We start from the raw sequence: 13,846 nt of genomic DNA, 5'->3' as shown, positions 1-13,846 counted from the left end.
TCAACTAAAGTATATGAAAGTATTAACAGGATCAAAAGAGTATTTTAAGAACATCGGGCAGATTCAATATGAAGGATTAGATTCCGATAATCCATTGGCGTTTCGTTGGTATGATGCGAAGAGAGTGGTTGGAGGGAAGACGATGGAAGATCATTTTAAGTTTGCTTGTGCCTATTGGCATTCATTTAACGGCAATGGTGCGGACCCATTCGGAGGTCAGACCCATTTTTTTCCATGGGATGAGAAGGCAAAGGCTTTAGATCGCGCCAAGGATAAGATGGATGCAGCATTTGAGTTTATGACGAAATTACAAATGCCATATTATTGTTTTCATGATGTTGATTTGATAGACTATGGAAATGACGTCAAGGAGAATGATTCGAATTTAGAGGCTATTGTTGAATATGCCAAAGGGAAGCAAAAGGAGAGCGGTATCAAGTTATTATGGGGTACAGCGAATCTTTTCAGTCATCATCGTTATATGAATGGAGCGTCTACGAATCCGGATTTTCATGTTTTGGCGCATGCGGGAGCACAGGTAAAAGCAGCCTTAGATGCGACCATCGCATTGAAAGGTGAGAATTATGTGTTTTGGGGCGGTAGAGAGGGATATATGACCTTATTGAACACGAATATGAAGCGTGAGCAGGAGCATTTGGCGAAGTTTTTACATATGTCCAAGGACTACGCGCGTAGTCAAGGATTTAAGGGTACATTTTTTATTGAGCCGAAGCCATGTGAACCAACAAAGCATCAGTATGATTATGACTCAGCTACGGTGATTAGCTTTTTAAGGCAATATGATCTAATGGATGATTTCAAATTAAATATTGAAGTTAATCATGCTACATTGGCTGGGCATACGTTTCAGCATGAGTTGCAGGTTGCTGCGGATGCGGGATTATTGGGTTCGATTGATGCCAATCGTGGAGATTATCAGAATGGATGGGATACGGATCAATTTCCTTATGATTTAAATGAATTGACGGAGTCCATGTTAATTATTTTAGAGGCTGGTGGATTGCAAGGAGGTGGAGTTAATTTTGATGCAAAGATCAGAAGGAATTCTACGGATCCTGCAGACTTATTTTATGCACATATTGGGGGGATGGATGCTTTTGCGAGAGCTTTGGTTACTGCGGATGCGATTTTACAGAAGTCGGATTATAAAAAGATTAGAAAAGACCGATATTCAAGCTTTGACAGTGGGAAGGGTTTGGATTTTGAGCAGGGTAAATTGAGTTTAGAAGATTTACGTTCCTACGCTATTGAGCATGGCGAGCCCGAGATGAGAAGCGGAAGGCAGGAATTTTTAGAGAATTTAGTAAACCGATATATTTAATTGGTTGGGTGGATAAAGTAATTTTCATTGGATATGAGTGGATTATAAATTAAAAGCAGTTTTTTGATAAATTTTTCAATTTTTTGTTTGGGAATTAATTATTAAAAACCTATTTTTGTACCACTTTGAAGATGAGGGCAACCTTATCCATTCAAATTCCTGAATAGCTCAGTTGGTTAGAGCATCTGACTGTTAATCAGAGGGTCGCTGGTTCGAGCCCAGCTTCAGGAGCAAGAATAAAACAAGCCGGCCAATCGCCGGCATTTTTTTTATATCAAAATTATATCCATGAGTTTAGTAATCGTTGGAACCGTTGCGTTTGATGCCATTGAAACCCCATTTGGCAAGACTGATAAAATTGTTGGCGGTGCAGCTACCTTTGCTGGTTTAGCCGCGTCCTATTTATTTCCTGATGTAAAATTAATTTCTGTTATCGGTGAGGACTTTGGCGATGATAATTTAAATATTATCAAATCAAAAGGGATCAATGTTGAGGGTGTAGAAATTATTCCTGGCGGGAAGTCATTTTTTTGGTCTGGAAAATATCATAATGATATGAACAGTCGTGATACTTTAATCACGGAGTTAAATGTATTGGCGGATTTTGATCCAAAAATTCCGGCATCTTATCAAGATTGTGAATATTTATTGTTGGGTAACCTAACACCAGCGGTTCAGATGGCGACCTTAAGTCGTTTGGAGAATAAGCCGAAGTTAGTTGTTTTGGATACGATGAATTTCTGGATGGATGTAGCGTTGGATGAGTTGAAAGAAGTTTTGAAGAAAGTTGATGTATTGACGATCAATGATGCTGAGGCGAGACAATTGTCCGGCGAGTATTCATTGGTTAAGGCTGCGGAGAAGATTCTTCAAATGGGTCCACAATATTTGATTATCAAAAAAGGAGAGCACGGTGCTTTATTATTTGGTGAAGGTCAGATTTTTTCGGCACCAGCATTACCACTAGCGGATGTATTTGATCCAACAGGGGCAGGGGATTCCTTTGCAGGTGGATTTATAGGATATTTAGCCAAATTACAGTCCATTAACTTCACGAACATGAAGAACGCGATTATTTTTGGATCCGCGTTAGCATCATTCTGTGTTGAGAAATTTGGTACAGAACGGTTACAGAATTTAAGTCCAGAGGACATTAGTAACCGTATTCAAGAGTTTGTTAAACTTTCAAAATTCGAGATAAGCGAATAAGCTTATCTCGAATTTGTTTTAGGACAGCCTTTATTTTGGGAGATTCCAGAATAAAGGGTTCCCTGGCTTAATAAATAAACCTAATATTTTAAGGATATTTTTTAGAGAATTAATTCTCTTTGAATTTGTACGCTGTTAGGGTCTTTTTCATGGACTTTCTAGCAACGTGGATTCTCGTTTTTACGGTTCCTATTGGAATTTTCAGGTGTTCTGAAATTTCATGGTATTTATACCCTTCAAAATACATGGTGAATGGGACATAATACTCATCGGAAAGTTTGGAAAGCGCATAGTTAATGTCTTCCATGATGAATTTGTTTTCACCATTGTTTTTTGTTGCGGAAACCACGAGATTAATTTGGGAAATTTCTTCTTCCTTCGTGATGAAGGAATTGGTTTTTACCACACGACGGTAGTTGTTGATAAAGGTATTCTTCATGATCGTGTAAAGCCACCCTTTTAAATTTGTACCGTCTCTAAAGTTTTTGAAGTACGTGACAGCCTTCAGTAAGGTGTCTTGTACTAAGTCGTTAGCATCTTCATGATCACGGGTGAAGTTTCTGGCATAACTTCGAAGTGATTCAGAGTGCTTAACAACTAGTGAGTTAAATTCGATCTTGTTCATACAATTAGCGATTATAGTATAGTTAAATGATGCGATAAATTCAGGCAAGTGCCTGATTAGCTGAACAACCGAAACAATTATTAAGCTATAAATGTATACAAGCTTCTGCAATTCTTGTGCAGTAAATTAATAAAATTGTGGATTTTGATATTTTAGTAAAGGGTATTTTCTTTATACGAAAGGACAAGGAATGGGGGTATCGCCTTTTATTGTATTATAATCAATGATTATTGTTTTATAATAAAAAAATGTATAGTGAGGGAAAATGTGGAAAACTTTTATAATATATTTACTTCACGTTCTAAAAGTACTCCAAACTGTGTATTAACATCGTCCACAATAGTAGACGATACGTTAAAGATTTCATTTCCAGTGGCATTTCCAACATTTGTAAGGACCAAAGCTTGATTTTTCCACACGGCTACTTGACCTACGGACTTTCCTTTCCAGCCGCATTGTTCAATCAACCAACCGGCGGCAAGTTTCTCTTGATCTGGGTCAATGCTATAATGAACAATTTGGGGAAATTGTTTTAGCAGTTCTAAAAATTTTGATTTTGAGATGATTGGGTTTTTGAAAAAGCTACCTGCGTTTCCAACTGTGGAAGGGTCTGGTAATTTTTCGACGCGGATAAAAGATACTACTTCAGCGACATCCTTGATCGTCGGGTTTTGGATACCCCTGTTTTGGAGTTCGCTCTCAATAGCTCCATAGCTAGTGTTTATTTTTCCGAACAGTTCTAACTTGTAAGTAACACTACAAATGATAAAACGGCCTCTATATTCCCGCTTAAAGATGCTATCCCGATAGGAGAATTGGCAATCTTCATTGGTAAAGGTGACAAACTCACCCGTTAGTGTATCAAATGCTCTACAGGAATAGAAGATATGCATGAGTTCCTGACCATAAGCTCCAATGTTTTGGATAGGGGATGCTCCGACAGTTCCAGGGATTAGCGCCATGTTTTCAAGACCTGGGAAATCATGTTCTATACAATACCAAACTAAATCATTCCAAACTTCCCCAGCTGCTGCAGTGACGAAGACATTATTTCCTTCGATAAAATGTTGTTTGCCTTTGTTCGCAATATGAATCAATAATCCGGGGTAGTCTTTGGTAAATAGAACATTACTTCCACCTCCTAAGATAAAGAATTCTTTTTCGAATAATTTTTCGTTGAATAGATCATTCAATACGGTTTCATCCTCAACTTTAATATATTGATTAGCGATTGCCTCAATAGCGAAAGTATTCAGGTTTTTAAGGGATTTATGACTGATAATTGCGTTTTTCATTTTTTTGACCGAATCCTTTAAAAGTTCGAAAAATTAATCTATCTTAGTTTACAAGGCTGTAAAGATAGTTAATCATCAAAATATAAACTAATTTTATTGTGTATGGCAAAAAATGCGGATGCGAAAAGGGGAAAGATATTGGAGGCTGCAAAACGTAGATTTGCACATTATGGATTAGCTAAGACCACCATGGCTGAGATTGCTCAGGATCTCTCTTTTTCTAAGGCCTTATTATATTATTATTTTCCGGACAAGAATAGATTGTATGCTGCTGTTTTCGAGATGGCGGTAGATGAAATTATTACGGAGACAAATCAGAATATCTCCATTGCAAAGAACGTCAGTGATGCGATGGATGCATTCCTAGGTGCAAGGTTAAAGATCATCAAGGATAACTTCAATATTTTTGAATTCACCTATACATTAAGAAACGAAATTCCCACCGATATAGAAGCTATTTTACCATCCTTATTTGAGAAGGAGAAGCATTTGGTGAGTTTGATTTTGAAAAAGGGAATCGATACAGGTGAGATTGAGGTAGATGATGTTGATTTGACGGCAAAGATATTGCTGATTAGCTTATTAGGAATGCGAATAGGGATTCTACAAGAGTTCAAGAATTTGTTTTTACCTCCAACGAAGGAGGAGTTTGATTATATCTTAAATCTTCAGAAAAAACTAGCCAATATTTTTATTAACGGTTTGAGAATTTAATTTTTATCAAGGATATTTTTCACGATTAAATGGGCATGAATTCTTGAGTTTTCGATAAACCAAAGATGGGTATTTAATCCGCCACATACTACACCAGCCAGATAGAGGTTTTCAATATTTGTTTCCATGGTTTCAGGATTGTGGTCTGGGATACATGGTTCTTCAGCAGGGATATTTACACCGATTTTTTCAAGGAATTCGAAGTTTGGCCTATAACCCGTCAATGCCAGGACAAAATCGTTTTCTATTTCTACCAGTCCATCAGGAGTTTTGATTTGTACTTCTTTCTCGCCTATTCTCACAATATTTGATTCATAAAATACATTCACCTCGTTATTGGCGATTCTATTTTCGATATCAGGTCTTACCCAATATTTAACTCTAGGGCTGACCTCTTTTCCGCGGATTACCAAGGTGACATCGGCCCCTTTTCGGTAAGTTTCCAATGCAGCATCAATTGAGGAGTTACTAGCACCGACGACTATTACTTTTTGGTTTGCATAATAATGGGGATCCTTGTAATAATGGCGGACTTTGTTCAATTCTTCACCAGGTACTCCTAAATACATGGGGATATCATAGAAGCCCGTTGCAACAATTACATTTTTTGCACGATAAATTGATTTATTGGTAGTGACCTGAAAGGTGCCATCAATTTTATGGATACTGATTACTTCTTCGAAGAGACGGGTGTTGAGATCAAATTTCTTTTCAACCCGTCGGTAGTATTCTAGGGCTTCGGCACGTCTTGGTTTTGGGTTTGTGGTAACAAAAGGACAATCTCCAATTTCAAGTCTTTCCGATGTAGAGAAGAAAGTCATATTGATGGGATAATTGTATAGGGAGTTTGTTAAACAGCCTTTTTCAATAATGATATGGCTTAAGTTATTTTTTTTAGCTTCAATACCACAAGCGATCCCAATGGGTCCGGCTCCCACAATCAAAATATCGATTAAGTTATCCATTTGCTAATTCAATTTTTTCAGGCTGGATGGATAATTCTTTTTCCATCACATCCAGGGTAGATTTGTATAAATCTGAGGAAATTTTATTTAAAAACTGCAATTGTTCTGTAATTAATTTGGACTCTTCAGGGTCCAAAGTTTCCGGTGTAATCTCGGGGAAATCCGTTACCGGAATAAATTCTTCAGCATCTTTCAATGGGACGGCCTCAATTGACTTGCTAATATTCATTAGAATCTTTTTCAATAGAATCAAGTGTTCCTTGGTATAGTTTGTATCGGTTGCCTCCGTTAATTGCGTCAGTAAAGTTGCCCCATATGAGGAAAGAATATGATTCAATATGACGAGACGGTTGACTTCTTTGGTGCTTTTTTGTCTCCATTTAGGCTCAGAGAGCATTCTTTGGAAAGTGGATCCCATATTGGCGGAAGCGATATAGAGTTCTTTTCTGGAGAGTTTATAGCTTGTTACGGTTATTTCATCGCCGGAAAGGATTCTAACAGCTTGAGCCAAGTATTTATAGTTTGCAATAAGCAGTTGTCGGACACTGGTTTTGATTTGAAAACTTTCCCAGTTTGGGAAAATAATATAGCTTGAAAGAAAGGCGATCATACCGCCAAGAAAAGTGTCAAAGATTCTTTCCTTCGCCACTTCGAAAGTATTCAATCCAGAGAAGCTGAGCATAATCAGGACGTATGGAGTCATAAACATTACCGCCATAATATAATTCACCCTAAATAAGCTGTAAGCAATCAAGAAGAAGAAGATAAGGATGATAAACCTGGCGATTTCGGAATGTACTGTCATCAGGATGATTGCACCGATGATACCACCGATTATGGTTCCTAGGAGGCGTTGGAAATTACGTTCCTTGGTTAATCCAAACCCTGGTTTCAAGATTACCATAATGGTCAACAAAATCCAAAAACTACCCATTGTACCAATGTTGAAGTAGTTGAGGTTGAAGACGAAGTAGGTAATGGTCATAACGATTGCCATCCGAAGGGCATGGCGGAAGATACTTGAATTGAAAGATAAGTTATCTTTTAATTTTCGAGGGTCAATATGTTCAGTTTGTATAAACTTTGATGCTTCTTCAATCTCTTGTTTCTTAATGTTATTAGGACGAATTACGGTGTAATTGTAGATGTTATGAATAAAGATGCTGATGTTACGAATACTGATCAGAATCTTTTTCAAGGGTCTGGTATTAATATTTTCCTTTTTCTCAATGGCATCGATAGATCGGAGAATATTTTCAATGTCTTCTTTAAAGTTGTAAAGTGGTTTAGGGACTCTATTCGCATTTAATTGGTAGGCGAGATGGTCCAATTCATTGGCTATTTTAAAGAGGATATGTTTGAAATCTTTTAGAATGCCGGTATGTCCATATTCCTTTCGGATTAATTCATAATCATAATGGGTGGTCATGGATTGCTCAAAAAGATCGACAATATCATTAAATGTCAAGGTTAGATAGCGTCCGATTTTGGTCGTATCCTTAATGTTTCGTTTACTTTGGAATAGGAGGTCACGAACATTTTCTTGATGTTCATGAACTTCAATTTGTTTATCAATGAGTTTAGTATAGTTGTCATCGATAGACTTTTTGCTGTCATAAAAATTGGCTCTCAGTCGGATAAAGTCACCCACATGGCGGACAGTTTCTGAGAGTTCCTGTTGTGCGAGGCGATAAGGTCTGGCTTGGGTAATGGAGAAGCTAATCAACATATACCATACTGCACCGATGGTAAAGTAGAGTAGGAGCATCATTTCTTCCTGGAAGGTTTTGACATCATCCACATTGATCAACATGATTAATATTCCCATTGAACCAACTGTTGCTGCCCGTGCATTGAACACAGCAAACATGGAATATAAAAAACAGAGGAATCCAATAGCGATGGACATCATCCAGATGTTTCCATTGGCCAGGAATGTAATTACCTGGGTTAGGATACAGACAATCAGGCAGGCAATCATGCCAGTACGGCGGTGAGCTGGAGCGCCAGGAGTATCAGAGAGGCCAACCAAAAGAGCGCCTAAGGAGATATAGGTTCCTAGTAAGAATTTGCCTAAAGAAGCACAAATCAATATAGGAACAATACAGCCAATAGTGATCCGAAGGCCATCTGCAAAATACTGGCTATAAAAGAAATTACTTAGTTCTTTGGTTTTTTTCATGTTTTTGTCGAAACAAAGATACAGAAGCAGTAGTTAATTAAAGGGGTTTGCTACATGAAAATCGATAAAAATTACATTATTTTAGATTTTTAATTCCTTAATAACATTATTAAAATGTTAATTTTTCTGTTTAGTTAGTGTAAATAATACAATTAGTTGCTTAAAAATGTATTAAAATGATATATTTGTATGGATTCACTAAACTAAATCTTCAAAAACAAGATACTTACTATGAGATTAAGCCAAAAGACATTAGCTTTCCAAAATGAGGTTCTCACGCGGTTCGATTTATATAAGAGTTTGTTCTTAACCTTGCCATTTCAACGTGTCAAGCATACGGGGACGATTTTGCCATTTTTTACGACGCATTGTGAGAAGGGAGTTGAGGAACATTTATCCCCAGAAGTTATTATCGATAGTTTCTTTGGGCAATATGAGCAATATGTTCAAGAGGATGACCGCTTAGATTTATTGTTTCGAATAGTTCAATATATTGAGCGTCAGGTGGTATTGTTTGATGCGGTTGAGGATTCGGCATTCAAGGCAGTCGGGAAGAGCGATGAGACCGGCGGTTTAGATTCAATTTTTAATTTGGCTCAGACGAACCCTCAATTGAAGAAACAAGTGATTTCAAGGTTGAAGGATATGTCAGTTAGATTGGTTTTAACTGCGCATCCGACGCAATTTTATCCAGGACCTGTATTATCAATTATCAATGATTTGATTGATGAATTGAAAAAGAATGATATTCCAAAGATTCATTTGTTGCTTCAGCAGTTAGGGAAGACGCCGTTTATCAATAAACAGAGTCCGACGCCAGTTGATGAGGCGATCAGTTTAGCTTGGTTTTTAGAGAATGTATTTTATTCTGTTGCATCAGGGATTGAGGCGAAGATTGAGGATGAGTTAGAGATCAATCCAAAGGATGTGGATCATCTGATCGAGCTTGGCTTCTGGCCAGGAGGAGACCGTGATGGTAATCCAAATGTAACTTGGGAGAGCACGAAAAAAGTAGCTACACTTTTGAGAACTATTCTATTTCGTTGTTATTATCGTGATTTCAGGATAGTAAAGCGCAGAATTACATTTAGAGGTGTGGAGCAATATATGGATGAGTTGCAGGATTTATTCTATGAGAATAGCTTTAATCCAGTTGACAATCCGGTGGATGAGACCGAGCGTATTTTACATAACCTGACTGAGATTATTCGAGTGTTAAGGGAGAATCATGATGGTTTATTCGTGGAGATTGTAGAAGACCTTCGTAGAAAGGTACAAACCTTTGGTTGTTACTTTACAACTTTGGATATTCGTCAAGATAGCAGTGCTTTAAGGTCGACTTTTGATTGGTTGGTAAAAACTTATCCGAAAGAGACAGGGATAAAGTTTGAGGAGATAGAAGGCTCAGAAGAGGAGAAGGAAAATCATATTAAATTTACGGAAGCAGAACTTGATTTTACGGAGGACATTGATCCATTGGTTATTGATACGATTCGTGTAATTCGATTGATCAAGGAGATTCAGGCTTCGGGAAGTGAGCGTGCGGTTCAACGATTTATTATTTCCAATTGTCAGCAGGCATCAGATATTTTAGGATTGATGCAGTTGTTTTTATGGGAGGGATGGACGAAAAAGGATTTGACGATGGATTTCGTGCCGCTTTTTGAAACGGTTGATGATTTAAAACATGCTGCGGATGTAATGCGTAGTTTATATTCAAATCCAACCTATGCTTCTCACTTAAAAAAACGCGGCAACAAACAAACGATCATGTTAGGTTTTTCAGATAGCACGAAAGATGGTGGTTACTTGATGGCGAACTGGTCGATTTATAAGGCGAAGATTGAATTGACGGCGATTTCCAGGGAGTTTGATGTTGATTTGGTATTTTTTGATGGTCGTGGAGGACCTCCTGCACGTGGTGGTGGTAAAACACAGCGTTTTTATGCTTCCATGGGTAAGGAGATTGAGAACAATCATATTCAATTGACGATTCAAGGGCAGACCATTAGTAGCCAATATGGTTCATTGGACTCTGCGAAATACAATATTGAGCAATTATTACATGCTGGTCTGATATCGGATTTGCAACAACGCGTAGGCGATACGCTGACGGACAAGCAGAAGGATGTCATCGATCGGATGGCTGCCGAGAGCCATGAGAAATTCTTGGAGTTGAGGCATCATCCATTGTTCTTGAAATATTTAGAGACATTAAGTCCATTGAAATCACTTTCCAACATGAATATTTCGAGTAGACCGATGAAGCGTAATTCGGGTCGAGAGTTACGATTAGAGGATTTGCGTGCGATTAGTTTTGTGACTTCATGGAGTCAATTGAAGCAAAATATACCAGGTTTTTTTGGAGTAGGTACAGCCTTGCAATGGGCGGAGGATAATAACCTCTGGTCTTATGTAAAGAATTTATATGAAACTTCAGGGATGTTTAATACCGTCATTGATAACTGTATGATGTCGATGACGAAGTCGAATTTTGAATTAACTTCCTACATGAAGGATGATCCACGATTTGGGGAATTCTGGAAGATGTTGAAGGCGGAGTTTGATTTGACGAAGAAATACTTGTTGAAATTGACGGGGATGAAGGAGTTGATGGAAAATTATCCAGTGGAGCGGGCTTCGATTTTGGAGCGGGAGAAAATAATTCTTCCATTGTTAATTATTCAGCATTATGCTATTCGTTTGCTTGAGAAGCAAGAAATGGAAGAGTCTAAGGCAGAGATTTATCGTAAATTAATTGGCCGTACCATCTATGGAGTGGTGAATGCGGGAAGAAATTTAGCTTAGATTGATTTTGAATTAAATAGAAATAGGCATAAATAGGGATATTTTCTTATTTTTGTGTGTTTTTAAAATAATAAAGCGATGAAATTAAATACATTATTAGTTGCAGGAGTTCTTGCAAGTGCTACTTTATCTTCTTGTGTTTTCAAAACAGCTGAAGAAAACCAATTGAAATACACACATACGACATTAGTAGATGGGGATGCGTATGCTTTTTTCAGACAAGTAGGGTCCATCGCACCTTATGAGGTTTCCTACGCAGAGCATGTTTCGCAAGTAGGAAATGCACAAGCAAAGGATGCAGCAGCAAAAGTGTCGAAATTTTTTGGGGATGTTCTACCACAGATGGATTCATTGGCGACTAAGTATCATGTAGATTTTCCGATTTTAGGTACAGAGAAGTACACAGGATCAGGTTCAGAGAATATTGCTGTTGAGCCCAATGCTGCGCCAGTAGTAGTTGAGGATTCAACGATTGCAGACTCAGTTGCACCAGTGGTATTACAACATGCTGCGGTTTATTCTGATCAAGCCTATTTAACCCACATTCAACATCAGGTTGCGTTGGTTAAGGAGCAATTCAGAAGATTATCTCGTAATACAAACAAAGATTTAAGAGATTTTGCACAAGCTCAAACAGAAACTGTTGCTGAGTTGTTTACTGCCGTAGGTGGTAAAGCAGATGCGCATGCGCATCACTAAGCAAATATAAATGACAGAAACTAAAATAGTTACAGGAATAATGTCGTATGGAATGTCCGGAAGGGTGTTCCATGCGCCGTTTATAGAGGTTAACCCCAACTTCGAATTGCGGGGTATTGTTGAGCGTTCAAAGAAGGTTGCACAATCCAAATATCCTGATATTATCAGTTATGATACGGTAGAGGAGTTATTAGAGGATCCAGCAATAGAGTTGGTGATTGTGAATACTCCGAATGACACCCATGTGGAATATGCGCTTCGTGCGTTAAAGGCAGGGAAGCATGTTTTGATTGAGAAGCCATTTGCGCCAACAGCTGCGGAGGCAAATGTCTTATTTCAAGTTGCAGAAGAAATGGGGCGATATATTTTGCCATTTCATAACCGTCGATTCGATGCGGACTTTCTATCGTTGAAAAAAGTCATTGAAAATAATGAGGTTGGACGACCAATAGAATTGCATCTTCGTTTTGATCGATTTAAGCTGTCTTTGGGTGCAAAACTGTTTAAGGAAACAAAAATACCTGCATCAGGAGTAATTTATGATTTAGGATCACATTTAGTGGATCAATGTATTTCATTGTTTGGAAAGCCCAAAGCCATGACGAAGGTTCGTGGGGTGTACCGTCCTGATTCGATTGTTGATGATTACGGCTGTATAATCTTGAATTATAAGTCGGGATTAAATGTTTATATCACGACGAGTTTATTGGTCGCGAATCCGCAGGCCAGTTTTGTGCTTCATGGGGCGAACGGCAGTTTTATCAAGAATAGAACCGATGTGCAGGAGGCGCAATTAATCGATGGAATGATGCCGAATAATCCAGCATTCGGAATTGAACCTGAGGACATGGAGGGTATTTTAACGAATCCAGACGAAGAAGGTAATTTACTATCGAAGTTAGTTCCTGCCGAATTAGGTTATTATATGGGTGTGTTTGATGCTGTATATGAGACTATTCGGGAGGATAAGCCATATTTTGTAACAAAGGATCAGATTTTATGGCAGCTGGAGATCTTGGAGCCAAATAAATAAATATCTATTTAATATTAAGTTTACATTTAATTAATTTTGGATTTTTAACATTGTTAAACTTTTCAAATCAAATATAACGTGAGATATGCCGCTATTGATATCGGGTCAAATGCAGTTCGCCTTCTGATTGCCGATATTATTGTAAGAGAGAACGAAATCACATTTAACAAGAACACACTACTACGCGTACCTCTACGTCTAGGGGATGATGCGTTCATTCACCATCATATTTCAGAAGGTAAATTTGAGAGCATGGTTAAGACCATGAGTGCTTTCAGAAATCTTATGGATGTTTATAAGGTTACGGACTATATGGCCTGTGCCACTTCTGCGATGCGTGATGCTGATAATGGTAAAGATGTTGTTAAAGCCTGTTCAGAAGCAGGAGTTAATATAGATATTATAGATGGTTCTATAGAAGCCCAGATTATCTACAATGTTCACAGCCATACCAGTATGGATAAGAACAAGGTTTATTTATATATCGATGTAGGTGGAGGTAGTACAGAGATCTCATTATTTGCGAATGGAGATTTAGTTGCTTCACGATCTTTTAATTTGGGTACAATTCGTATACTAGATAATCAAGATAGTCCTGAGACTTGGGATGACATGAAATTGTGGGTTAAGAATATCACGAAGGGCTATAAGAATATTTATGGCATCGGGAGTGGTGGTAACATCAATAAACTTTCACGGTTAGCGAACGAGAAGGCAGACAAGCCAATTTCTTATGCTAAGTTAAAAGCATTATATGTTTATTTGAACTCTTATTCATTGAAGGATAGGATCAATGTGCTGGAATTGAAGCAAGACCGTGCGGATGTTATTATTCCTGCATCTGAGATCTTCTTGACAATCATGAAAGTAGGGCATTTGAAGAATATCATGGCGCCAAGAATTGGATTAGCCGATGGTATTATTCAGACTTTGATTAACAAAAATCTTAAGAAGGAAAAGGTTTAAAATCGTTG

General features: G+C 37.9%; 11 protein-coding genes and 1 tRNA gene. 8 read left to right on the top strand and 4 right to left on the bottom strand.

Annotation, left to right across the window (positions count from 1 at the left end; translation table 11 throughout):
• The first annotated feature begins 13 nt into the window (after positions 1-13).
• From xylA to PZ892_RS13230, 3 genes are all read left to right on the top strand, one after another.
• Positions 14-1,342, top strand: coding sequence for a xylose isomerase (xylA, locus tag PZ892_RS13240; RefSeq protein ID WP_094256278.1), 1,329 nt, complete (start codon positions 14-16; stop codon positions 1,340-1,342).
• 157 nt (positions 1,343-1,499) lie between these two features.
• Positions 1,500-1,573, top strand: a tRNA-Asn gene (locus tag PZ892_RS13235).
• 57 nt (positions 1,574-1,630) lie between these two features.
• Complete coding sequence (locus PZ892_RS13230; protein ID WP_094279899.1) at positions 1,631-2,551, top strand: PfkB family carbohydrate kinase; 921 nt, start codon at positions 1,631-1,633, stop codon at positions 2,549-2,551.
• Positions 2,552-2,660: 109 nt separating this feature from the next.
• On the opposite strand, the gene PZ892_RS13225 is transcribed toward PZ892_RS13230, so the two are convergent.
• Positions 2,661-3,176: a sigma-70 family RNA polymerase sigma factor gene (locus PZ892_RS13225; RefSeq protein WP_094256138.1), complete on the bottom strand. Its 516-nt coding sequence runs from the start codon at positions 3,174-3,176 to the stop codon at positions 2,661-2,663.
• A gap of 278 nt (positions 3,177-3,454) precedes the next feature.
• Positions 3,455-4,471 carry a UDP-N-acetylmuramate dehydrogenase gene (gene murB / locus PZ892_RS13220; RefSeq protein WP_094256137.1) on the bottom strand — a complete coding sequence of 339 codons (1,017 nt, stop codon included), beginning with the start codon at positions 4,469-4,471 and terminating at the stop codon, positions 3,455-3,457.
• A 102-nt stretch (positions 4,472-4,573) separates the two neighbouring features.
• On the opposite strand from murB, the gene PZ892_RS13215 reads away from it, so the two are divergent.
• A complete protein-coding gene (locus PZ892_RS13215; protein WP_094256136.1) occupies positions 4,574-5,185 on the top strand; it encodes a TetR/AcrR family transcriptional regulator in 612 nt (203 codons plus the stop codon).
• Here PZ892_RS13215 and PZ892_RS13210 read toward each other — a convergent pair.
• Together PZ892_RS13210 and PZ892_RS13205 are read right to left on the bottom strand one after the other, a co-directional pair.
• Entirely contained in the window at positions 5,182-6,150 is a 969-nt protein-coding gene (locus PZ892_RS13210; RefSeq protein WP_182499689.1) for a YpdA family putative bacillithiol disulfide reductase, read from the bottom strand. The two genes, PZ892_RS13215 and PZ892_RS13210, sit on opposite strands and share 4 nt — an antisense overlap.
• Positions 6,143-8,332, bottom strand: coding sequence for an FUSC family membrane protein (locus PZ892_RS13205; RefSeq protein ID WP_094256134.1), 2,190 nt, complete (start codon positions 8,330-8,332; stop codon positions 6,143-6,145). The genes PZ892_RS13210 and PZ892_RS13205 overlap by 8 nt, the downstream gene beginning before the upstream one ends.
• A 231-nt stretch (positions 8,333-8,563) precedes the next feature.
• On the opposite strand from PZ892_RS13205, the gene PZ892_RS13200 reads away from it, so the two are divergent.
• From PZ892_RS13200 to PZ892_RS13185, 4 genes are all read left to right on the top strand, one after another.
• Positions 8,564-11,140 (top strand): phosphoenolpyruvate carboxylase, encoded by a 2,577-nt coding sequence (locus tag PZ892_RS13200; protein WP_094256133.1) that lies wholly within the window; start codon positions 8,564-8,566, stop codon positions 11,138-11,140.
• Positions 11,141-11,218: 78 nt separating this feature from the next.
• The gene (locus PZ892_RS13195; RefSeq protein WP_094256132.1) at positions 11,219-11,839 is read left to right on the top strand and encodes a hypothetical protein; all 621 of its coding nucleotides are present in this window, start codon (positions 11,219-11,221) and stop codon (positions 11,837-11,839) included.
• Positions 11,840-11,849: 10 nt separating this feature from the next.
• Positions 11,850-12,872 carry a Gfo/Idh/MocA family oxidoreductase gene (locus PZ892_RS13190; RefSeq protein ID WP_182499688.1) on the top strand — a complete coding sequence of 341 codons (1,023 nt, stop codon included), beginning with the start codon at positions 11,850-11,852 and terminating at the stop codon, positions 12,870-12,872.
• Positions 12,873-12,950: 78 nt separating this feature from the next.
• The gene (locus tag PZ892_RS13185; protein ID WP_094256130.1) at positions 12,951-13,838 is read left to right on the top strand and encodes an exopolyphosphatase; all 888 of its coding nucleotides are present in this window, start codon (positions 12,951-12,953) and stop codon (positions 13,836-13,838) included.
• Positions 13,839-13,846: the final 8 nt, after the last annotated feature.

The organism is Sphingobacterium sp. WM (assembly GCF_029542465.1).
Taxonomy (GTDB): Bacteria; Bacteroidota; Bacteroidia; order Sphingobacteriales; family Sphingobacteriaceae; genus Sphingobacterium; species Sphingobacterium cellulitidis.
Note: the sequence above shows the minus strand (reverse complement) of the source record. Positions and strands in the feature narration are given on the sequence as shown.

Coding starts and splice junctions, on each gene's coding strand:
- PZ892_RS13210 (WP_182499689.1), bottom strand. CDS start 6,150: ATGGATAACTTAATCGATATTTTGATTGTGGGAGCCGGACCCATTGGG.
- PZ892_RS13205 (WP_094256134.1), bottom strand. CDS start 8,332: ATGAAAAAAACCAAAGAACTAAGTAATTTCTTTTATAGCCAGTATTTT.
- PZ892_RS13215 (WP_094256136.1), top strand. CDS start 4,574: ATGGCAAAAAATGCGGATGCGAAAAGGGGAAAGATATTGGAGGCTGCA.
- PZ892_RS13195 (WP_094256132.1), top strand. CDS start 11,219: ATGAAATTAAATACATTATTAGTTGCAGGAGTTCTTGCAAGTGCTACT.
- PZ892_RS13225 (WP_094256138.1), bottom strand. CDS start 3,176: ATGAACAAGATCGAATTTAACTCACTAGTTGTTAAGCACTCTGAATCA.
- PZ892_RS13190 (WP_182499688.1), top strand. CDS start 11,850: ATGACAGAAACTAAAATAGTTACAGGAATAATGTCGTATGGAATGTCC.
- PZ892_RS13230 (WP_094279899.1), top strand. CDS start 1,631: ATGAGTTTAGTAATCGTTGGAACCGTTGCGTTTGATGCCATTGAAACC.
- xylA (WP_094256278.1), top strand. CDS start 14: ATGAAAGTATTAACAGGATCAAAAGAGTATTTTAAGAACATCGGGCAG.
- murB (WP_094256137.1), bottom strand. CDS start 4,471: ATGAAAAACGCAATTATCAGTCATAAATCCCTTAAAAACCTGAATACT.
- PZ892_RS13200 (WP_094256133.1), top strand. CDS start 8,564: ATGAGATTAAGCCAAAAGACATTAGCTTTCCAAAATGAGGTTCTCACG.